At 41.1% G+C, this 20,101-nt stretch carries 21 protein-coding genes; 13 read left to right on the top strand and 8 right to left on the bottom strand.

Annotated features, from left to right (window positions below; all coding sequences use genetic code 11):
- Positions 1-24: 24 nt before the first annotated feature.
- Positions 25-1,566: a T7SS effector LXG polymorphic toxin gene (locus BA79_RS14775; protein ID WP_035703579.1), complete on the bottom strand. Its 1,542-nt coding sequence runs from the start codon at positions 1,564-1,566 to the stop codon at positions 25-27.
- Between the two features lie 542 nt (positions 1,567-2,108).
- Between BA79_RS14775 and BA79_RS14780 the strand changes: the two genes are divergently transcribed.
- Both BA79_RS14780 and BA79_RS14785 read left to right on the top strand, forming a co-directional pair.
- Positions 2,109-3,083 (top strand): tRNA dihydrouridine synthase, encoded by a 975-nt coding sequence (locus tag BA79_RS14780; RefSeq protein ID WP_035703581.1) that lies wholly within the window; start codon positions 2,109-2,111, stop codon positions 3,081-3,083.
- A gap of 106 nt (positions 3,084-3,189) precedes the next feature.
- Complete coding sequence (locus BA79_RS14785; RefSeq protein ID WP_035703583.1) at positions 3,190-4,047, top strand: SMI1/KNR4 family protein; 858 nt, start codon at positions 3,190-3,192, stop codon at positions 4,045-4,047.
- A gap of 91 nt (positions 4,048-4,138) precedes the next feature.
- Here the strand turns inward: BA79_RS14785 and BA79_RS14790 are convergent, their stop codons facing one another.
- On the bottom strand, positions 4,139-4,510 hold the full coding sequence (locus tag BA79_RS14790) for a hypothetical protein (protein WP_007496834.1): 372 nt from the start codon (positions 4,508-4,510) through the stop codon (positions 4,139-4,141).
- A 181-nt stretch (positions 4,511-4,691) separates the two neighbouring features.
- Here BA79_RS14790 and BA79_RS14795 point away from each other — a divergent pair, with 181 nt between their 5' ends.
- Positions 4,692-5,129, top strand: coding sequence for an Rrf2 family transcriptional regulator (locus tag BA79_RS14795; RefSeq protein WP_035703585.1), 438 nt, complete (start codon positions 4,692-4,694; stop codon positions 5,127-5,129).
- A 65-nt stretch (positions 5,130-5,194) separates the two neighbouring features.
- Complete coding sequence (locus BA79_RS14800; RefSeq protein ID WP_035703587.1) at positions 5,195-6,109, top strand: NAD(P)/FAD-dependent oxidoreductase; 915 nt, start codon at positions 5,195-5,197, stop codon at positions 6,107-6,109.
- Positions 6,110-6,119: 10 nt separating this feature from the next.
- Here BA79_RS14800 and BA79_RS14805 read toward each other — a convergent pair whose 3' ends face one another.
- Complete coding sequence (locus tag BA79_RS14805; protein ID WP_025206887.1) at positions 6,120-6,320, bottom strand: hypothetical protein; 201 nt, start codon at positions 6,318-6,320, stop codon at positions 6,120-6,122.
- Positions 6,321-6,433: 113 nt separating this feature from the next.
- Between BA79_RS14805 and BA79_RS14810 the strand changes: the two genes are divergently transcribed.
- Positions 6,434-7,081: a DUF3885 domain-containing protein gene (locus tag BA79_RS14810; RefSeq protein WP_035703589.1), complete on the top strand. Its 648-nt coding sequence runs from the start codon at positions 6,434-6,436 to the stop codon at positions 7,079-7,081.
- Positions 7,082-7,114: 33 nt separating this feature from the next.
- Here the strand turns inward: BA79_RS14810 and BA79_RS14815 are convergent, their stop codons facing one another.
- On the bottom strand, positions 7,115-8,443 hold the full coding sequence (locus BA79_RS14815) for a 6-phospho-beta-glucosidase (protein WP_035703591.1): 1,329 nt from the start codon (positions 8,441-8,443) through the stop codon (positions 7,115-7,117).
- Between the two features lie 204 nt (positions 8,444-8,647).
- Here BA79_RS14815 and BA79_RS14820 point away from each other — a divergent pair, with 204 nt between their 5' ends.
- Positions 8,648-9,379, top strand: a complete 732-nt coding sequence (locus tag BA79_RS14820) for a MurR/RpiR family transcriptional regulator (RefSeq protein ID WP_019743940.1) — start codon at positions 8,648-8,650, stop codon at positions 9,377-9,379.
- Positions 9,380-9,392: 13 nt separating this feature from the next.
- On the opposite strand, the gene BA79_RS14825 is transcribed toward BA79_RS14820, so the two are convergent.
- The gene (locus BA79_RS14825; RefSeq protein WP_035703593.1) at positions 9,393-10,595 is read right to left on the bottom strand and encodes an MFS transporter; all 1,203 of its coding nucleotides are present in this window, start codon (positions 10,593-10,595) and stop codon (positions 9,393-9,395) included.
- Positions 10,596-10,741: 146 nt separating this feature from the next.
- On the opposite strand from BA79_RS14825, the gene BA79_RS14830 reads away from it, so the two are divergent.
- Positions 10,742-11,221, top strand: a complete 480-nt coding sequence (locus BA79_RS14830) for an aminoacyl-tRNA deacylase (RefSeq protein WP_035703594.1) — start codon at positions 10,742-10,744, stop codon at positions 11,219-11,221.
- 32 nt (positions 11,222-11,253) lie between these two features.
- On the opposite strand, the gene BA79_RS14835 is transcribed toward BA79_RS14830, so the two are convergent.
- Complete coding sequence (locus BA79_RS14835; RefSeq protein ID WP_035703596.1) at positions 11,254-12,162, bottom strand: LysR family transcriptional regulator; 909 nt, start codon at positions 12,160-12,162, stop codon at positions 11,254-11,256.
- A gap of 104 nt (positions 12,163-12,266) precedes the next feature.
- Between BA79_RS14835 and BA79_RS14840 the strand changes: the two genes are divergently transcribed.
- Positions 12,267-13,466, top strand: coding sequence for an MFS transporter (locus BA79_RS14840; protein WP_035703599.1), 1,200 nt, complete (start codon positions 12,267-12,269; stop codon positions 13,464-13,466).
- A gap of 63 nt (positions 13,467-13,529) precedes the next feature.
- Here BA79_RS14840 and BA79_RS14845 read toward each other — a convergent pair whose 3' ends face one another.
- Positions 13,530-14,609, bottom strand: coding sequence for a DUF3900 domain-containing protein (locus BA79_RS14845; protein WP_035703601.1), 1,080 nt, complete (start codon positions 14,607-14,609; stop codon positions 13,530-13,532).
- A 200-nt stretch (positions 14,610-14,809) separates the two neighbouring features.
- Positions 14,810-14,959, bottom strand: coding sequence for a DUF1540 domain-containing protein (locus tag BA79_RS19210; RefSeq protein ID WP_008344201.1), 150 nt, complete (start codon positions 14,957-14,959; stop codon positions 14,810-14,812).
- Between the two features lie 354 nt (positions 14,960-15,313).
- Here BA79_RS19210 and rfbF point away from each other — a divergent pair, with 354 nt between their 5' ends.
- Genes rfbF through BA79_RS14870 form a run of 5 tightly spaced genes read left to right on the top strand, consistent with a single transcriptional unit; the run spans position 15,314 to position 20,095 of the window.
- Positions 15,314-16,078 carry a glucose-1-phosphate cytidylyltransferase gene (gene rfbF, locus BA79_RS14850; RefSeq protein ID WP_008344198.1) on the top strand — a complete coding sequence of 255 codons (765 nt, stop codon included), beginning with the start codon at positions 15,314-15,316 and terminating at the stop codon, positions 16,076-16,078.
- A gap of 4 nt (positions 16,079-16,082) precedes the next feature.
- Entirely contained in the window at positions 16,083-17,054 is a 972-nt protein-coding gene (locus tag BA79_RS14855) for a GDP-mannose 4,6-dehydratase (protein ID WP_025092661.1), read from the top strand.
- A 12-nt stretch (positions 17,055-17,066) separates the two neighbouring features.
- Positions 17,067-17,978 (top strand): putative nucleotide-diphospho-sugar transferase, encoded by a 912-nt coding sequence (locus BA79_RS14860; RefSeq protein ID WP_035703604.1) that lies wholly within the window; start codon positions 17,067-17,069, stop codon positions 17,976-17,978.
- The gene (locus tag BA79_RS14865) at positions 17,975-19,165 is read left to right on the top strand and encodes a glycosyltransferase family 2 protein (RefSeq protein WP_035703607.1); all 1,191 of its coding nucleotides are present in this window, start codon (positions 17,975-17,977) and stop codon (positions 19,163-19,165) included. The genes BA79_RS14860 and BA79_RS14865 overlap by 4 nt, the downstream gene beginning before the upstream one ends.
- A complete protein-coding gene (locus BA79_RS14870) occupies positions 19,166-20,095 on the top strand; it encodes a putative nucleotide-diphospho-sugar transferase (RefSeq protein WP_035703609.1) in 930 nt (309 codons plus the stop codon).
- Positions 20,096-20,101 lie beyond the last annotated feature (6 nt).

Here is a 20,101-nt window from a genome sequence, read left to right on the forward strand (position 1 = left end):
TATATCCCCTTCTGATAATGATTTTTATGGTCTCGCTGGTACTATGTGAGCTCCATCTTTTCCGTAATGTATCAATCCGTTAGTAGTTTCTAGATACGTTTTGGATTTGTGATCATAGTATTTTCCTATTACTTGACCAAAATTTATTCTTTCTCTATTTTTAGTGAACATATCACCTTTTCCTGCAAATTTATCTAGTAATTCTTGTGCCTTTTTATTGTCTCCATAGAATATACTCTTGGTTTTACCATTCGCAACTTCTTGCTTATAGTTAGGTGCATCAGGAATATGTTTCTCTTGAGCGCCTGGTTTTACTTTTGCCGGGAACCCATTTACTTCACGATACGGACCTTTTGGTACGGAGTGTTTGCCGAAGGAAGGTGTTTTGACAATCTTCTTGGCTACTTTCTCTCCTTTCATGATTTTAAATACGTATTTTCCAACTTTAGCGATTTTAGCTACGGGTATCATGTACAAGCTTGATACTAGACGGTCCATGTCAGCGACTTTGTCACCTGATACAGGGTCTCTCCCTGTTATGATTCGAATTGCATCATTTATTCCTGTAAATTCAACCGCTGTATTTAAGATTTTTGGGGTTTGTTTTAAGTCGGAAATCTTTGTGATGCTCTCAATATTCACTTTGTTTTGGTCCGTTATTCGTAACCGATAGAGCATTCCATCTCGAATAACGTCAACTATTTTGGCATTTGCGAAGTCAATCTTTTCATCTGTATTATATACTTTTCCATTTACGAACACGGCGTCTTGATTAATTTTATTAGAGGGTTTCCTATTTACAACCGTATCCACATTCGATCGCTCTTTATCATTCAGCTTATTCAGCATGATCGCCATTGGATTTCCATCGGGATTGTCTATTTTTTTATTCAATTCGTTTAGGTTACTGCTGATCTTTTTGTCTTCCTTATCTTTGAGAATGGACCCTTTTTGATAGGTGGTGATCCCGATTTTTGCACCAGTGAACATTGTGCCTAGAGTGTCTATGTATTCTTTCATTGTTTGTATGGAGTTCTTGGTTTCATTCAAAGCACTGGCTTGTTCTCTGTCAAAGGCATGGAGCGTACCGATGGTTTTTGAGATGTTCATCCAGGCTTTTTGGTAACTGACTTGAAAAGCAGACTCGTCCACAATTGGTAAATGAATAATATGGCTGACTTTGCCGATGGCACTGCTCACATCTGACATGATATCAGATACAGCTGTTTCGGCATTTTTTAAACCTTGATCAAGCTCATGCTCGAGAAATGCTTGTGAGATAAAGCCATTTTCATTTGATTCAAATGCATGAAGTGCATTCTGTACCTTTTGGAGTACGGAGGTGTATTCTCCAATCGTGACTTGAAAGAATTGCAAGAAAGGGATATGGCACTCTGAGTAAAACGCTCGAATCGCTTCTCCAGCTTCCCCCTTTAGTGCGCCATCCAATGAAATGATTCGATTGATTTGGCTTTCAAGGGATTTGATATGTAGTGATTGTTGTTTTAACTGTGTCAGTGTTTGATCAATTGCATGGTGCAAAGTTTTAACATCTAACGTTTTCATGGTATTCTCCTTTAATGCTTGGTCGCAATCAATAGAGATTTTACCATTATACGGAGAATGATTGGGGAATAAATACTTAATTTCATGAAGTTGAACCGATTTGCTTAGGTGATAAAGACTAGTTGTTCAAATAACAAGTGGAACAGTTTGAAAAGGTGTACGTTCTCACAAGCTTGCCATGTGCTTTATTGACAGCACGTTGTATAACACGATTCCCGAAAGTTTCCTTTTTGAACAACGTTTACGCCTTCTGAAATTTTTGATATTTTATATAGTGCTGATCGTATTTTGTTAACGTTTGTTTTACGCTTCTTTTGCATTGTCGCTTATAAAAAAAACATAATATTACCCAAAAGAATACTTTTAACTGCAAAATGATTTGCAATTATTGGTCATAGTTGATTATGATCAAGGCCTGTTATAATAAGGTTTTTAACACCAAGAATGAACGTTTGCGTTGGCTTCTTACTAAAGTATATAATGATATTTTATAGAAGGACATGCCCTTTAGGTGCTATGTCATGAGAGGAATTGGATGAAAGATGAGTAAAAATTTCTGGCGTGATTTACCACGGCCATTCTTTATATTAGCACCAATGGAAGAAGTGACAGATGTTGTGTTTCGTCATGTTGTGAGTGAGGCGGCGAGACCGGATGTGTTTTTCACAGAGTTTACGAACAGTGAGAGCTACTGCCACCCTGATGGCATTCAAAGTGTGAAAGGCCGTTTAACATTTACAGAGGATGAGCAGCCGATTGTTGCTCATATTTGGGGAGATAAGCCTGAGAACTTCAGACAAATGAGTATTGGAATGGCGGAGTTAGGATTTCAGGGGCTTGATATTAATATGGGCTGTCCTGTCCCAAATGTCACGCAAAACGGGAAGGGTAGTGGATTGATTCTTCGCCCAGACGTTGCGGCAGAGCTGATTCAAGCGGCAAAAGCAGGGGGATTACCTGTTAGTGTGAAAACAAGACTAGGGTTTACAGAGGTCGATGAATGGCGTAGTTGGCTCAGACACATTTTGGAGCAAGACATTGTGAATTTATCGATTCATCTTCGTACAAGAAAGGAAATGAGCCAAGTAGATGCGCATTGGGAGCTCATTCCTGAAATTAAAAAACTACGTGATGAAATAGCACCTGATACGCTTTTGACGATCAATGGTGATATTCCTGATCGTCAAACGGGCTTAAAGCTCGCTGAGCAGTATGGAGTGGACGGAGTGATGATTGGACGTGGGATTTTTCATAACCCATTTGCTTTTGAAAAAGAGCCGAAGGAGCATACGAGTGATGAATTGCTTGGTCTTTTAAGATTGCATCTTGATCTTCATGATCAATATTCCTCATTAGGCTTGCGTCCATTTAAGGCGTTGCATCGTTTCTTTAAGATTTATGTGAAAGGGTTCAGAGGAGCGAGTTTCTTAAGAAATCAATTAATGAATACATCGTCAACAGATGAAGTGCGTGAGATGTTGGATGAATTTGAGGCGAGAAATCAGGAACAATCATAATCAAAAAGAGGAGGGGTAACCCTTCTCTTTTTTTATGAATAGGACTATTAAACTAGTTCTCTCGAATGGTAAAATGAGATAGAAATAACAATTGGAGGTATTTTATTTGAAACCATTTTGGGATACAGACAGAGAAAGTGAAGAGACATTTAAGAAAATCAATGAAAAAGGCATTGCAAAAGCAGAAAAGAAACTAGGCGTCATCTTGCCTGATACATATAAGAAGCTTATCCTCGAACAAAATGGCGGTTATACCTTGCATAATGCTTTTCCAACAGACCAGCCGAATGGATGGGCAGAGGATCATGTGTCATTTGATCATTTAAGAGGAATTGCCAAAGGCGAAGGTATTATGGATAGTGATTATTTAATAGAAGAATGGGAATTGCCTGAGGGAATTGTGCCTATTTGTGGGGATGGTCATACGTGGATCGCATTGGATTATAGAGAAACAAAGGAACATCCGCCAGTTCATTACTTTGATCTAGAATATGAGACGAATTTTAAATTAGCGGATTCGTTTGATGAATTGATTGCGGGGCATTATACCGCAGAAGATAGCGAAGAAGATGAGATGTCAGATGAAGAGTGGCAGGCTGAATATGAAAAGCAGCATCCGCCATTATCAAAAGAAGAAGTGAAAGACATATTGAAGACTCGAGACCCTGAGGCACTTCATAAAATTGTATTTTTTCATTTAGACCAAATTGATGATATCAAGTGGTTTTTTTCAGAAGTAGAAACTTTTATGAACTCCATTCAAGACGAAAATATGTTAGTAACTGCTGGCTGGGCGCTCAGCACAATCCTTACACTGAATGATGTGGTGGTTAAGCAGAATGACGATATTTTTCAAAGGGCACGTCGTTTTGCGGAGCAATTGAATCAATCAAAAATAGAAGAAATGCATGAAATCGCTTTTAATATATCATTATGGTTGGAATTTGATTTAGAAGAGCAATAAGAATATCTATTTCATGTGAAAAATATCTGAAATAGAAATCTTTTAAATTATTAAAAAGACCCCCTCACCAAAAGGGGGGTCACCAATTCCTTTACTCCGCACTCTCCTCAACATCACGGCTATCTTCTGTTTCACCAATATAAATAGGACCGTTTGCATGGTCGATTCGGATTGGCCATTCGTATGGGACTTGCAGGCGTCGTGCGATGGCTCTCCAAAACTTTGCAGAATCAAATTCTAGTTCTTGAAAGTCTTTAAGCAATTCTTTATAAGAAGATCCATCAAATTGAATGTACGAGTCTTGCAGACGCATAAAGGCGTAATGTCTCACTTCTAATGCTGCCGCAGCTTCCATTTCTTCTTCTGTTGCTTCGCCAATGATTGTTCCTGCGGGTGGAAGCATGTCGTATACGTTAAATTCCTCTTCTTCTTCGTGTGCTGCATTGTGCTGTTGATCTGACATTTTTTTCACTCCTTCTAGTCTTCATCAAGCTTTTATTCGTGCTTACTTCTATTATCGGAAGGAAATGCGAAATGTGGAATGAAAAAAGAAGCAGATTGACAATACTTGCTTTTTCTTCTTGAATCTTTTATGATCAATTACAGATATAAAAGGTCTACAATAGATAGAAAGGAATGTTTTGATGAAATATTCTAAAGCGACCAACTATGCGCTGCATACGATGGTATTTTTAACCCTTGCACCAAAGGGGAAAGCAATAGGCGTTGAGCCTCTCGCCAAGATGCAGGATCTTTCACCTACCTATTTATCCAAAATTTTAACAAAGCTTGTGAAGGCGGGATTGATTGAATCAACACCTGGCGCAAAAGGCGGTTACACCATTCTGAAAAAGAAAGAGGACATTTCGTTTTTAGACGTCATTCAGGCGGTAGAAGGACAAACCCATTTATTTCGTTGTTCCTTAGCACATGATTCTTTCATGCCTCACGATGGCTGTTTGATTGAACAAGTCATGCAGGATGTTGAAATGAAAATGCAGGAGACGTTAAGTCAAAAGCGGTTAGTTGATATTGCAAGCCAAATAGAGCAGACAGAAAAAAATCCATTTTTCAAGATGTGATTTTTTTTGAGTAAATTATAGATATTAAGAGTCTTTAAAGTCTTGGATAAAAAGGAGAGATTTATATGTTATTAGATTGTGCCATTATTGGAGGCGGGCCAGCCGGATTAAATGCAGCTCTTGTTGTGGGGCGGGGCAGAAAACAGGTCATGGTATTCGATGATGAGATGCCAAGAAATCGAGTGACTCAGGAATCACATGGATTTATTACAAACGATGGAATGACACCGTTTGAGATCAGACAAGCAGGAGAAGCGGATCTCCAAAACTACCCCAATATCCAAATCAAACGAAGCAGAATTGTGGAGATACAAAATCATGAGGACAACTTCGCGTTACTGACACAAGAGGGAGAAAGATTCGAAGCGAAGAAAATCATATTGGCAACAGGACTTCAGGATATACTGCCAGAAATGAAGGGGATTCATGAAGTGTATGGAAAGACGTTGTTTAGCTGTCCTTTCTGTGATGGCTGGGAGCTAAAGGACAAGCCGCTGGCTCTGATTGCAGAGAACCAGCGCGCTTTGCATATGGCGAAACTTCTTTCCAATTGGACAAAGGATTTGATTGTGTTTACAAATGGACAGCAAGTGTTAGCTGAAGAGGAGAAAGCACTGCTATCAGCGCATTCTATTCAAGTCATTGATGTACCAATTGTAGCGATCAATCATGACAATGGGCAGCTTCACTCTCTTCACCTTGCGAATGGGGAAACGGTGAAAAGAGAAGGCGGATTTGTCGCAAGTGATTTCAAGCAGTCAACCCCTTTTGCTGAAAAACTAGGCTGTCAAATGACGAAAAATGGGGGCATTGAAACAGATATTCTTGGGCGTACAACCGTCAGCGGTATTTTTGCATGTGGTGATAATTTAGGCGGACCTGCTCAGCTTGTTCTTGCAGCAGCAGCTGGAAGTCAGGCAGGAATGGGCGTGATTCATGAACTTGTGCAGGAAGAGTTTCAACAAAAAACATCTCTGTAAAAAGAGATGTTCAGCGATGAGCGATTTTCCGTTTTGCTAAGACGTGAGCAGTCCATTCAAAAAGTGCGTAGATGACAAAGAAGATTAGGATCCAGCTGCTGACATCGACCCATACATTGGTGATATGAATGATGTTCGCCTGATCAAGTCCAGTCTGTATCCACATCGTGATCAATGCGGTGAGGAACACCTGTAAAAACCATTTTTTCAATTGGTCACACCTCCATCTCTTTCTATCATATAAGAAATGACAGTTTATTTCCAATTGAATTTCCATCAGTTTCAACGGTAAAATAAGAAATAAAACCACTGGAAGGACATGACATGAGCGATCAAACCAATCGTTTTTTAAAAAGTCATTTTCCTGATCTTGTCCTCACGCCGCCTCTTTTTTATGGGTGGCCTTTTGGTCTTCGCTTTGAAGTGGCAGATTGGTCATTAGGAGAAGAATCGGTTGTATTAGAAAAAGCAGGAGATCGTGCTTTGAAAATCGTCAGATATGCTTTTGATTCAGAAGACGATATTCTATTTGTCACAGATGTCTATACGCAGCATGAACATGAATTAATGAAGCAAAAGCTCCTTGTTTATCAAAAATATGCCGACCGACAAGTGTGTCACCGATTGCGTCACGAGCGTTTGACTTATGTACAATCAAAACTAGAAGAAACAATGAAAATAGAGAGATTTACACTCAAGTGTCAGCTGCAAGATATTCGATTGCGCACGCTATTACAAGCTATATGCCAAGAGGATTTCTACAAACCGAATCAAATCTTGAAAGGAAAGTTTGGTTATGACATTTATCTTATCAATCTTTCAAAACAGATGATTTTCCACTTATATGATGATCGAGGCTGTGATCTTATTGCGGCAGATCCAGAACATCTGCGTCCAGTTTATGAAGGTTTACAGCACTGGCTCTTAGACTATGACCGTGCTCAGATGGATCAGTTGTTTGCCGGGAAATAAGAAAACCGCACTTTTGACAAGTGCGGCTTCTTTTTATGCTTCTACTTTATTGAAAAACTGTGGCAGATATTCTTTGTGTGCTTCTAGCATTTCATCTAGGATGCTTTTTGCAATGGCATCTGATGGGACGAGCGGATTGATGGTCATGGCGACAAGTGCTGTGTTGTAGTCGCCTGTCACGGCTGCTTCAGCGGCTACACGTTCAAAGGATTTAATTTGAGAAATAAGTCCTTTGACAGCGACCGGCATTTCACCAACAGCGATTGGTTTTGGGCCGTCTTTTGTGATGACACAGTTCAGTTCAACGGCAGAATCATTTGGAATGTCACTGATGGCGCCATTGTTGATTGTGTTTACAGGCTGAATGTCATGCTTGTCGTTATAAATGGATGCGATCAAGTTACATGCTGCATCACTGTAATAAGCACCGCCTCGTTTTTCAAGCTGTGGCGGCTTAATATCAAGATCAGGATCTTTGTAAAGCTCGAACAGGTCATTTTCTAGTGCACGAACGACTTCTGCACGAGTTCCTTCATTTTCTGCTGCTTTCTTCTCTTCAGCCAACATATCACTTGTCTTGTAATAATAGCGGTGGTACGGACAAGGAATCACACCAAGCCCTTTTAAGAAATCTGCATCCCACGGAATCGCTTGAATGTTGTTCATGGACATGGTGGAGTTTGGATCTGCCATGTCTTCGATCACTTGATCCATGATGCTTTTGCCATCTAAGAACACGTTCAGTCCAAAGACCATATGGTTTAATCCAGCAAAGCTGACTTCGACTCTGCTTGCATCGACATCAAGCCCTTTGGCGATGCCCATGCGAATACCGATTGGTACGTTACATAAGCCAACGACTTTGCGATGGTTTGAATAGCGAAGTACGGCTTCTGTGACCATACCAGCAGGATTGGTGAAATTCACAAGCCAAGCATCTGGGCATAATTCTTCAATATCTTTCACAATCTCAAGAATGACAGGGATGGTACGCAGACCCTTGAATAGACCGCCTGGACCGTTTGTTTCTTGACCAATGACATCATATTTTAAAGGAATGCGTTCATCCTTCATACGTGCTTCCAGTAATCCGACGCGGAATTGTGTTGTGACGAAATCAGCGTCTACCAGTGCTTTCCGGCGATCTAAAGTTAAATGAACCTCGATTGGAAGTCCCGCTTTTTTTACCATGCGTTTTGCAAGATTACCGACGATCTCAAGCTTTTCTTTACCTGCTTCGATATCGACGAGCCAAAGTTCGCTAATTGGAAATTCATCGTACCGTTTAATGAATCCTTCGACTAGCTCCGGTGTATAGCTTGATCCTCCGCCGATTGTGACAACCTTTAATCCTTTTGCCATGTTCTGCACCTCCGAATAATGTAACGCACAATGTTATAATAGAGTGAATCAATCTTTTATCATTTGTTTGTACATCTATAGCTTATCGTGAGAGTACCTTGTGCGTAAACGGTTTCAGCGTCTTTAGGCAAGGGTGCCCTATTTAGAGATTTGTTACATAAAAGAAACGTGTTGTGCCATGTTGTTGGAGAAAGGGGAAGTCAGATGTTTTCAAGTGAGGTCATTTCCAGCTTTAATGAACTAGAAAGCGCTTTATACCGATACATTATGGAAAACAGTGAAAAAGTCGTCTATATGAGAATTCGTGATTTGGCAGATGCCGCACATATATCGACCTCATCTGTCCTTCGCTTTTGTCGAAAAGTGAATTGTGAAGGCTTTTCAGAATTTAAGGTGAAGCTCAAAATGTATTTAGAAGCAGAACAAACACCTTCTTTGAAAAGCACGCAGCATTTCTTGTATGAATTTATCGAACGGACACTTAAAGGAGATTTTGAGGGGAAGATCAAAGAGGCAGCAAAGCTGATTGCGGGTGCAAAGAATGTGCTGTTTATTGGGACGGGCAGTTCTGGTATTTTGGCGCAGTATGGGGCAAGGTACTTTTCAAGTCTTGAGAAATTTTCATTCTACATCAATGATCCGTTTTTCCCGATGAATATGCAGTATTTAGACAATAGTGTCACCATTGTGCTGTCGGTATCAGGAGAGAACCGCATTACGATTGATCATATTTCCAAACTAAAAAGAGAAGGCAGCACGATCATTAGTATTACAAACAATCAGCACTGTACAATTTCTCGTATTTCTGACTTAAATATTGCTTATTACGTCACAGACGAACGAGTCCATAGAGCCAACATCACCACACAGACACCCGTTGTGTATATCCTAGAGGCAATGGCGCGTGACATGTTTGCGATGTTAAAAGAAAAGTAAAAGAGCCGCTGCCTCAAACAGCTGCTCTTTTTTTCTGCATCATGAAAGCGGTGATGGCAATGCTTGAGCAGATGAGTACAAACAGTCCGCCTAACAAATACACAAATCTCGCTCCGAATGTATCCGCAATTAATCCAACAAAGAAAATAGATAAACTGACAGACATAGAAGAGAGAACGTATTGAGCCGAATACACCTTTGATAACTCATGGACTGGGGTTTCTGTTTGGAGAATGGTTTGCTGCGAGACATCTCGAATTTGATAGGCAGGCCCCATTAAAATACAAAGCAGCAATGCAAGCCATGGCAGGCTGTTTAGCGAAAATAGGATCGTCAGCACTGCATAAATAAAAGAGCCCGTTGCCATAAAGAGGAGAAGTTGTTTTTGAATAAACTGACTTAGCCATGCGGCCATGAGTCCGCCTATAATGGCACCTATATAATATGCGGCATTGATATATCCCCACCATTCCGCACCTTCCTTTAAAACAAGTGTGACAAAGGCAAGCGTAACCGGTCCGACCCACAAAGCACCTGCAATATTTTCACAAACATCCATGAAAGTCAGGATGCGAACCGTTTTGTTTGTCCAAATGATCTTCCAGCCATCCTTGAACCCGTTCATCTTATTTTCTTTTTGAACCGTGTCTTCTTGCTTGAGTAGAGAAAAAACAGGGATGATCAATAGATAGGACAACACAATCATGAAACAAGAGGCCCACATTAAATAAGATGGACCAATCAACAGGACGAGCATTCCAGTAAACGAATAGCCGGCGATTTGAACAGATTGATAAAAAACGGAGGCTGTACTGTTCGCTTTCACAAGCTGATTTTCAGGCACAATCATCGGCATGATGGCTTGCAATAAAGGACTAATGAACCCGCCTGTGATGGAAATCAAAACGAACGCACTAAACAGCCAGATCAGGTGCTGCTGAAAGAAATCAAATTGGGTCGTGAATACGACGAGCATTCCAATACGTAAAAGAGGGACCCATTTCAATAGACGCTTGGCTTGAAAGAGTTCTGTCAAAACAGGAGAGAGGAGCCCAGCCAATAGCTGACATAGTGTTCTTATGAGCGGAAATACAGCCGCATAGGCGACAGATTGTGTATCTTGATAAATAACCAATGTGACTGTCATCAAAAATAGAATATCACTTAGCATGAGAAGGCTTTTACTGCCTGTATAACACCAAAACTTATTTCCCATATCCAACCGACTCCTTTTCAAAAACAAGTTCAGTATAGCATGTTGGCGAAGTGTGCAGAGGTTTTCCATTGAAAAATACATCTTAAGGATGAGAGGATTGTGATAAGCTAAATGAAAGGACATTGTAAGGAAAGGGGTTCAATTCATTGAAAAAATTACCAGCACATGACTTTTTGGACAAGCATGGCATCCCGTATGACATCAAAACATTTTCTGCTGAAACAGAGAAAGGCGCAGCAAATGTAGCGGCTGCTCTTGGTTTTAGAGAAAGACAAATGATCAAAACATTGATCTTTGAAACAGGGGAAGGGGAGCAGCTGCTTGTAATGGTGGGTGCTGACCAGCACATCAAATCAGGGAAACTAAAGAAAGCCGCAGGCTCTCGTAATATTAAAATGGCTTCACCTGACACGGTGCTTGAAGTGACGGGCTATCGGATTGGCTCGATTCCGCCATTTTGCTGGCAGCCTGAAGGGTTCCGCACGATTATCGAAGCATCGCTATTAGAAGAAGAGATATTAGGCGTTGGAGCAGGAGAATGGGGAAATGAAATCCTCATCACACCAGAACAATTAGTGATAGCCTCAAAAGCGGTCCCATTTGATCTTGTTCAGCCAACCGAATAGAAAAAGTGCCTGTTGCTGAAGCAGGCACTTTTTTAATTGGAGGCAGGTGGTGTAAAGGGTCCGATGTCTTTCATTTGCAAAAAAGCATTCACCGTCCTATTTTCCTCAAGGTCATTCGCCCGTTTGCAGACCACAACAGGTCTGATAATGTCTATTCCTTCGATATACACGCGCCCAAGTTCTCCGCGTTCTAAGCTTCGCTGAACGGCGTCACGAGGAACAAGGGTAATGCCATAGCCAGCTTTGATCATTTGAATGGCTTCGTGGACACCACTGAATTGCAAATCAACGGTCGGTTTTTTAATTCCTTTAGCGGTAAAAAGGGAAAAAAGCTTGTCTCTCGTCGAACTGCCTTCTTCTCGCATTAAAAAAGGTTCATGGCTTAGGCGTTCTAGGGGGACGGTTTGTCCATTTAACGGGTGATCCATAGGCACGATAAAGTCATAACTTAAATCAGTTAAGTGAGAGGTGTGAAGATCTTCGTGGTGCAGATCCTCTATTACGGCGATCGCCACATCTGATTGATATTGAAGCAGGCTTTCGATCACTTGAGCGGAGTTTCCACTTTTTAATTCAATGTCTGTCTGTGGCGATGATGTTTTAAAAGAGGCAAGCCAATCAGGCAGCAAAAAGTTAAGTGGTACGTAGGTAGAAGCAATTCTGAGTCTTCCTTTTTTTCCGTTTTGCAGAAGGGTAATCTGATATTCTACTTCTTTTTCCGCCTCGAATACTTGCCGGGCATATGGATACAGGATCTTTCCCATCTCAGTCAGTGTAATCCCCCGGCCGTTTCGTTTGAAAAGACGAAAGCCGATCTCTCGTTCAATGCTTCGTAATTGTGCCGTCACAGCCGGCTGCGTCAAAGACAGCACGTCTGCCGTTTGTGTGACACTTTTTGTTTCGGCTACCTTTGCAAAAATACGGAGGGCATGTAAATTCATTTTTGCACCGCCTATCAATTATTTTGATGATTCAATCAAAAACATTCATTAGATTTATTATAAGGTATCCCTTATCGTAAAGGTAGCGAAGGGGGAAGAAAAAAATGGATCGTCGTCAAAAGCAAGTGGTGTCAATTGCGCTCATCACAGCATTTGCCCTTATTGGGGATTCAATGCTCTATATTGTTCTCCCGGTCTATTGGAAAGAGATTGGTTTATCATCCATTTGGGAGGTGGGGTTACTGCTGTCTATCAACCGATTCATTCGTATCCCGCTAGCACCTGTCGTATGGTGGCTTTATCGATATATTCCAATGAAGACCGGTGTACTGATCGCAATTATGATCGCGTCAGTGACCACAATATTATATGGTATGAGTGGATTTTGGCTGCTATTGATTTGCCGCTGTGCATGGGGTCTCGCTTGGACGTTACTCCGTATGAGTGGGATGAGGGTCTTGGCTGAAATGGACGAAGGCTCACAAGGACATTTGACGGGTCTTTATAATGGGCTTTACCGGCTTGGCAGTTTATTTGGCATGTTATTTGGTGGAATCCTTGCCAGCTTGATCGGTTTTCAGTCCATGACGCTTGTCTTTGGCTTACTCACATTAATGGGCTGCATTTTTTATGTATCGTTGGATGAAATTGAAAAGAGAGAAGGCACGCAGGTGTATCACGGCATCAAACAGAAGTGGTTGACACGAGATGTGGTAAAAGTACTGATAACAGGCATGCTGATCGCACTGATCATCCAAGGTTTATTCGCATCCACGCTGAGTCATGTCATTGAAGCAAAGATTGACCAAGATGAATTGACTTTGTTTGGCTTTGTCATCGGAGCTTCGGCTTTAAGCGGTGTTATTCAAGCGCTCAGGTGGGGATGGGAACCATTTCTCGCACCGAGAACGGGTAAATGGTTTGATCGTCTTGTGATGAAGGAACGAATGTTATGCTGGATGTTTCTTTCATTTGGAGGGCTCAGTTTTCTTGTGATCATGCTGAAGGTAAGCGGCTGGTTCCTATTGATGCTGCTTTTGATGCAACTGATGGCAACAATAGTCACAACGTTCACCGATACACTTGCCTTTCAAAAAGCTTCTGCTCAAACAGATAAGAACCGCTTTCTCGCCAGCTATTCTTTTGTTCAAGATATGGGGGCTGCTTTAGGACCTTTGTGTGGGTATACGTTGATCCAGTTTTTCGGAACAAACAGCGTCTTTTGGCTGATGCTTATCATAAGCTTAATGCTCGTCAGCATGTGGATAAGAAGCGGGCAGCATGTTTCTTCTAGTGCAGTGTAAAAAATAAAGCGTTATATAAAAAACTGCCTCATGCAGCTGATCGCAGGAGGCAGTCATATTCTCTTATTCTAAGTCTGAATCATAGGCTTTTTGCGTGAGTTGGCTGACGACCTCTTTCAATCCATTGGGTTTATGGAATTCAACAGGTGTGCTTCCTTTTTCAAATACAATTTGATCTGCTTCAACGAGCACGACATATCGATTGTTGACCTTTGCGATATGAATCGAGTGGCCGAAGTCGGCTAAAAGTCCTTTAATTTCTGTTTCGCCTAGACGCATCTTCATCGTGATATCAGGGGTTTGTTCCACAATGTGTGAGGCCGCTAATGTGACCTGCTCTGTATCGAGGCGCTCCCTAATCTCTCGCTTTTCACTTGCTTCCCATATTTCAAGGTCCTCTTCAAATTGTTTTAATTCTTCACTTTCATCCTGAAATGTTTCAAATACATGTTCCTGCACCATATTCATGACCTGTGATTTCATGATTTCAGGCATCGATTCTCCGTATTCGACGAATTTCAGAAAGTCTTCAAAATAACGAGCGTGTGAGGATTGATGAATTTTCACTTCGGCTTCCTCTGTCATGCCCTCTTCTGGCATAAACGGGTATTGAATCGATTTCATGTTTTTTGTTGTAATCGCCATTTCTACTTTTTTGATCAAGGTAGATGTATCAGCAATAGAAGCGACTTTCTGTTCAAAATCGCATTTCATGATAAAGACAAAAGAGTCATCGAAATACTTTTTAGGAACCGCAGATGCAACCAAAAACACGCCGCCTCTGACAGCACTTGTATCTAAATAGGTGCGAACAAATTGTTCACTGCATTCGTTAAATACTTCTTTTGTATCTGCAAATCTCGTCTGATGAAATAAATTGTAGTTTGGATTTGAATCGAGTTCATGCCCAGGTTCGACAATAAATCGGCCAATTTTAGTTGGTACTTGCTCAGACTTAGGGTGTCTGTCCACTTTTCGTTTGACGATTTTTTTAAGCTCACCGTCTAGAAAGTCCTTCAGTTCACTTTGTTCAAATTCTTCTTGGTCTAATGTTTGGTAATGTTTAAACCGTTTATTTGCTTGTTCCTCTTTGCCTTCTATTTCAACGACATAGAATGATAGAAATCGTATCGTAAAATCCACTGATTGGTCACCACTTTTTCTTCTTCGGATATGTTGAGTATAGAAAAAGGAGTGAAAATCGTCAACGAATGGAGAAATTTCGTGTCATTATTTCCCGAGAAATGTTTAGTGAAAAACGCTTGATAATAATTATCATTCTTGATAGAATGATAAAAGAAAAGAAGGAACCTGCCAGTTCCTTCATCTCAGAAAATCATGTATTATTTTGTTTCAAATGTTTCGCAATCCGTTTCAGCATTGCGAGTCACGTCAGTCATTGTGCTTTTACCAATTTTAATGGTAGAGGCTGTACAGCTGTTGTCAGCCCAAAAACGGCAAGAGTTCACTTCACAAAGTACATTTTGTGCCATGGGAATTCACCTCCGTGATTCATATTAAGAATGAAGCAAGCTGCCACTTGAGTTCATCCAATCTAGTAGTCTCTTTATCGAAAGAGGCTGTTTGTGCTGTTTATGCACATGTTTATCATACCATCTACCCTGAAAATATACAATTTAAACTTTGAAAGAGCGAGAATGCAAATCTCGCTCTTTTTTGTTTGTAAAAATAGTTAAATGCTAGGTGGCACCCTCTCTTAATCCAACATATGAATAGAGTAGATTCAAAACCTGATGTCGGACAAAGTATAAGGGTACATGTACTGATTTTCCGCATGAAGATAGGGTTTTCAATCAAAAATTTTCATAGAGAGATGAGGGGAGAAGATGAAAGCAGTCATTCTCTGCGGAGGAAAGGGAACGAGAATGAGTGAGGTCACACAAGCGCTTCCTAAACCACTTGCTATGATCGGAGATCGGCCTATTCTATGGCATATTATGAAAATCTATCAGTATTACGGTGTAGACGAGTTTATCTTATTGCTTGGATATAAAGGAGAGAAAATCAAAGAGTATTTTCTCAACTACGACTGGCGGCATCACAGCATGCAGCTGGATATGTCGACAGGGGAAATGAAGCTTTTAGGGAATTCGGAGAATTGGAAAATCACTTTTTTAGATACGGGTGAGAATACGATGACAGGCGGGCGGTTAAAGCAGGTACAGGATTATATTGGTGATGAGACATTTATGATGACGTACGGTGACGGACTTGCCAATATCAATATGTTTCATTTGCTCAAGCGCCATCAAGAGCTTGGAGCAGCTGCCACTGTCACAGGAATTGAAAAGAAATCACAGTACGGCACGCTGAAGGTGTATAACGGGATGGCACAATCCTTCTCTGAGAAGACAGACAGTATCGGGATGATCAATGGAGGATTTTTTGTGTTGTCTCCAAAGGTTTTTGATTATTTAACAGATGATGATCAATGTGTGTTCGAAGCAGAGCCTCTTCAGAACTTGGCGAATGATGGAGAGCTAGCAGTCTATGAGCACCACGGATTTTGGACAGCAATTGATACGTATAAAAACTTGAAAGAAATCAACGGCATGTGGGCAGATGGAAAACAACCATGGAAGGTTTGGTGACAGCATGAGCGGATTTTGGAATGGGAAAAACGTATTTGTGACTGGGTGTACGGGATTGTTAGGGAGTTACCTCGTCAAGGAATTGATAGATCAAGGAGCAAACGTAACAGGGCTTGTACGTGATCAGGTGCCAAGATCGAACTTATATCAAGGCAGTCAATTTGAAAAGATGAATGTCGTCCAAGGCGCACTTGAGGACATGCAAACGATAGAACGTGCGTTAGGAGAATATGAGATTGATACAGTCTTTCATTTGGCCGCCCAAGCGATTGTTGGAGTCGCAAATCGTCACCCGGTCTCTACATTTGAAGCCAATATTTTAGGAACATGGAATGTGCTGGAGGCATGCAGAAGACAGCCGCTTATCAAACGAGTGATTGTGGCATCGAGTGATAAAGCATACGGGGATCAAGAGCAGCTTCCTTATGATGAAGACATGCCGCTTAACGGCAAGCACCCATATGATGTGTCAAAAAGCTGTGCAGATTTAATTTCTCACACGTACTACAACACATATGGTCTTCCGGTTTGTATTACGCGCTGCGGTAATTTATATGGAGGCGGGGATTTGAATTTTAACCGAATCATTCCGCAAACCATCCAGCTGGTATTAGAGGGAAAGGCGCCAGAAATTAGAAGTGACGGTACCTTTATCCGTGATTATTTCTATATTGAAGATGCGGTCAAGGCTTATTTACTGCTAGCTGAAAAAATGGAGGAAAAAGGGCTTGCAGGAGAAGCATTTAACTTTAGTAATGAAATTCAGCTGACCGTGCTTGAGCTCGTTGATAAAATCTTAAAGGCGATGGGCAGTGAACTAAAACCTCGTATTTTGAATCAAGGAACGCATGAGATTAAGCATCAATATTTATCAGCAGAAAAGGCGAGAAAGCTGCTTGATTGGAAGCCTGATTACTCCATTGATGAAGGGTTAGAAAAGACAATTGAATGGTATCGTGAATTCTTTCAAAAATAGAGGTGTATACAGATGAACAGCATATATTGTACGGTTCTATCAAGTGGAAGACTTTATCAAGCTATTGCGTTTTTCTTATCGTTGAAGCAAGTAGAAGATGATGCTGTCATCAAGACGTTATGTATGGATGATGCTGCATTTGATTTGCTTCATCAAATGAATTTCCCGCATGTCGATCTTGTTCATGTGCGTGAGCTTGAAACGCCGGAGCTTCTAGAGATCAAAAAGGAACGAAATGATTCGGAATATTGCTGGACATTAAAACCGATTTGGATTGAGTGGCTATTTAAGCAGGACCAGGCGGAGGAAGTGACGTATCTTGATGCGGATTTGTTCTTTTATGAGAGTCCGCAAGTGATTTTTCAAAACCAGCCTGATGCGTCTGTGCTTCTATCAAGAGGGGATATTGTCATTCCAAGCTTTGATCCAGAGGAAGTGAAGATGCTTCAAAAACTTTTAGGGCGCTACAATTCAGGCTTCCTCCATTTTAAAGGAGATGAAGCCGGCCGAAAGTGCCTGAGCTGGTGGCAAGAAGAATGTCTAATGGAATGCAAAAATGCGCCTGGAGAAGGGAAATTTGGGGATCAAGGGTATTTGGATCATATGCCGGTGCTGTTTGAAAAAGTAGAAGATATTCAAACAAAGGGTGTGAATATTGGTCACTGGAATTATGGCCAGCATTCTTATCAGGAAGAGAATGGACGTATTTTGCTTGAGGATGGAAGCCCACTCATTTGCTATCATTTCAGTGGTTTTAGGATCTTAAGCAAAGATGATATGCAGCAAATCCATGAAAAAGGAAGAGATGACTTGCCATTTTTCCAAGAAGCCTATCGGGAAGTGCTGCGTCATGTGATTGAATCGGTAGAACAAGTCAATCCGATGTTTAACGGCTATGCCAAACTGGAGGAGGATGGCGCATGAATGAAAAGCCGAAGGTCAGCGTCATTATTCCGAGTTATAATGCGAAAGAGCGTTTAGAAGGGAGCCTTTTTTCCTTAACGCTTCAGGAAACCGATATTCCATTTGAGGTCATTGTCGCTGATAATGGGTCAACGGACGGCACGATGGAAATGCTCGAACACATTGAGGTGAACTTTCCATTCAAAAAAGTGCGTATTCCTGTCAATCAAGGAATTGCCAAGGGGCGCAATCATGCCATTCGTGAGGCAGAGGGAGACCTCTTAATATTCCATGACAGCGATATGCTGGCAGAGCCGCAATTTATTCAAAAGCACGCAGAGGCACATGCTGATCATGAGGACCGTGTCATTTGCGGTGTATGCTGGAAGCGAATCTACCGTTATTTTTACACCGGTTTTGATAAAGATCATGTGAAACGATTAAAAAAACAAGGGCTGTATCAGCGGAAAATGAAAGACAAAACGTCTCTTGTGTCGATGGAGGAAGTGAAAAGCGGCGCATTTCTAGAGAGAAGCTTCGACTTGCAGTCCGAATTTATTGATATCCTGAAAGACATTTTAAACACGTACGACTATGATTTAAGTTCTTATCAATTGCCGTGGCGATTTTTTATCACAAATAACTCTTCCGTCAAGCGAAAGCATGTCATGGAACTAGGGATGTTTGATGAAAAAATCGTTCGATACGGGTTTGAGGATTATGATTTAGGCATTCGTCTGCATCAGCTTGGCCTCTCATTTGAGCTGCGTGAGGATATTTTAAGTGTGCATCAGGAACATCCAAGTAATTTAACATCATTCGATGACATCAAATATAACATTTTGTATATGTGCGAGAAGTACAACAATATTGATTCGATTGATGTCCATCTGGCTTTCTCTGGACCATTTTCTCATACCGTGACAAATGATATCGTGAAAGACATTCGCCAGCTGCGTAAGAATGAAGCATATGATGATCTGCTCGCTTATTTTTTGGAGCTGCTTCATATGATCACAGAGCGGAATGTGGGCATTAAACGTGATCAAAAGGACGTGCTGACGGCAAAGCATTTCCCTTTGAAAAAGCTGTCAGAGGCGGTCCAGCGTGCCAAGCAGGAACATGGATGCACGGTGCTGGCAGAAGCCATTCAAGGGCTCACAAAAGAGCTGCTGCATGTTGACTTGTTCCAAGTGGATGTGTTGTAGATGGCATCCTATCATTTCACAACCATTGTGTCGAATACCCATGTATTTAAACTGCTGGCGCTGATTCATTCACTTGAGCAGACGGCTCAATCATACAAACTTTCTGTCTTATGTGCTGATCCTTTGGCTTACAAGGTGTTAAGTCAATTTCCTCATCCACATGTCCAATATGAAGAGCTTGAAGATGTGGAAGATGATTCGCTGCGAAAAGCAAAGGCGGATCGTACGTTCCACGAGTATTGCTGGACGCTTAAGCCTGCGTTTCTACTCAAAATTCTTGAGTCCTCTGATGCAGATTATCTCGCTCATTTGGATACGGATTTGTATTTTTATCATGATCCAGAGGCGATATTTGCAGAAAATCCACTCGCTCATGTATTTTTGACAGATCATATGAATTCCAAGCGATTCTATCACTTTTATGAATTATCCGGCCGTTTTAATACTGGGTTTGTAGGCTGTCGAAACACAGATGTGGCCAAACGGGCTGTGACGCAGTGGAAAGAGAACTGCATTGCGCACTGTACAGTAGAAATGGATACAGAAAAAAAGACATATGGTGATCAGCGGTATGTTGAAAGGTGGGTCGATGATTTTGAGGGTGTCCATGTGGTGGCATCTAAAGGTGCCAATGCAGCGATTTGGAATATTGAAAACTATAAGCTCTCCGTTGTGAAAGGAGATATGTATCTCGACGAATGTCCACTGCTGTTCTATCATTTTTCTGCCTTTACGATCATTGATGAAAATACCTTTAATCTGAACTGGTATTACTATATGACAGAACACACTCTTGTGGATCATTTGTATATTCCGTATGCGGATTTGATTCATCTGAAAATTAAACAGGTGCAAAAGGTCTTTCCAGACTTTCAGCAGGGGTTTATTGCAAAGAAGCATGTTCCGGACACGCATTTTTATAAGTTATGAAAAAAC

The sequence above is a fragment of the Bacillus altitudinis 41KF2b genome (assembly GCF_000691145.1).
GTDB classification, from domain to species: Bacteria; Bacillota; Bacilli; order Bacillales; family Bacillaceae; genus Bacillus; species Bacillus altitudinis.

Coding starts and splice junctions, on each gene's coding strand:
- BA79_RS14775 (WP_035703579.1), bottom strand. CDS start 1,566: ATGAAAACGTTAGATGTTAAAACTTTGCACCATGCAATTGATCAAACA.
- BA79_RS14780 (WP_035703581.1), top strand. CDS start 2,109: ATGAGTAAAAATTTCTGGCGTGATTTACCACGGCCATTCTTTATATTA.
- BA79_RS14790 (WP_007496834.1), bottom strand. CDS start 4,510: ATGTCAGATCAACAGCACAATGCAGCACACGAAGAAGAAGAGGAATTT.
- BA79_RS14795 (WP_035703585.1), top strand. CDS start 4,692: ATGAAATATTCTAAAGCGACCAACTATGCGCTGCATACGATGGTATTT.
- BA79_RS14800 (WP_035703587.1), top strand. CDS start 5,195: ATGTTATTAGATTGTGCCATTATTGGAGGCGGGCCAGCCGGATTAAAT.
- BA79_RS14810 (WP_035703589.1), top strand. CDS start 6,434: ATGAGCGATCAAACCAATCGTTTTTTAAAAAGTCATTTTCCTGATCTT.
- BA79_RS14815 (WP_035703591.1), bottom strand. CDS start 8,443: ATGGCAAAAGGATTAAAGGTTGTCACAATCGGCGGAGGATCAAGCTAT.
- BA79_RS14820 (WP_019743940.1), top strand. CDS start 8,648: ATGTTTTCAAGTGAGGTCATTTCCAGCTTTAATGAACTAGAAAGCGCT.
- BA79_RS14825 (WP_035703593.1), bottom strand. CDS start 10,595: ATGGGAAATAAGTTTTGGTGTTATACAGGCAGTAAAAGCCTTCTCATG.
- BA79_RS14835 (WP_035703596.1), bottom strand. CDS start 12,162: ATGAATTTACATGCCCTCCGTATTTTTGCAAAGGTAGCCGAAACAAAA.
- BA79_RS14840 (WP_035703599.1), top strand. CDS start 12,267: ATGGATCGTCGTCAAAAGCAAGTGGTGTCAATTGCGCTCATCACAGCA.
- BA79_RS19210 (WP_008344201.1), bottom strand. CDS start 14,959: ATGGCACAAAATGTACTTTGTGAAGTGAACTCTTGCCGTTTTTGGGCT.
- rfbF (WP_008344198.1), top strand. CDS start 15,314: ATGAAAGCAGTCATTCTCTGCGGAGGAAAGGGAACGAGAATGAGTGAG.
- BA79_RS14855 (WP_025092661.1), top strand. CDS start 16,083: ATGAGCGGATTTTGGAATGGGAAAAACGTATTTGTGACTGGGTGTACG.
- BA79_RS14860 (WP_035703604.1), top strand. CDS start 17,067: ATGAACAGCATATATTGTACGGTTCTATCAAGTGGAAGACTTTATCAA.
- BA79_RS14865 (WP_035703607.1), top strand. CDS start 17,975: ATGAATGAAAAGCCGAAGGTCAGCGTCATTATTCCGAGTTATAATGCG.
- BA79_RS14870 (WP_035703609.1), top strand. CDS start 19,166: ATGGCATCCTATCATTTCACAACCATTGTGTCGAATACCCATGTATTT.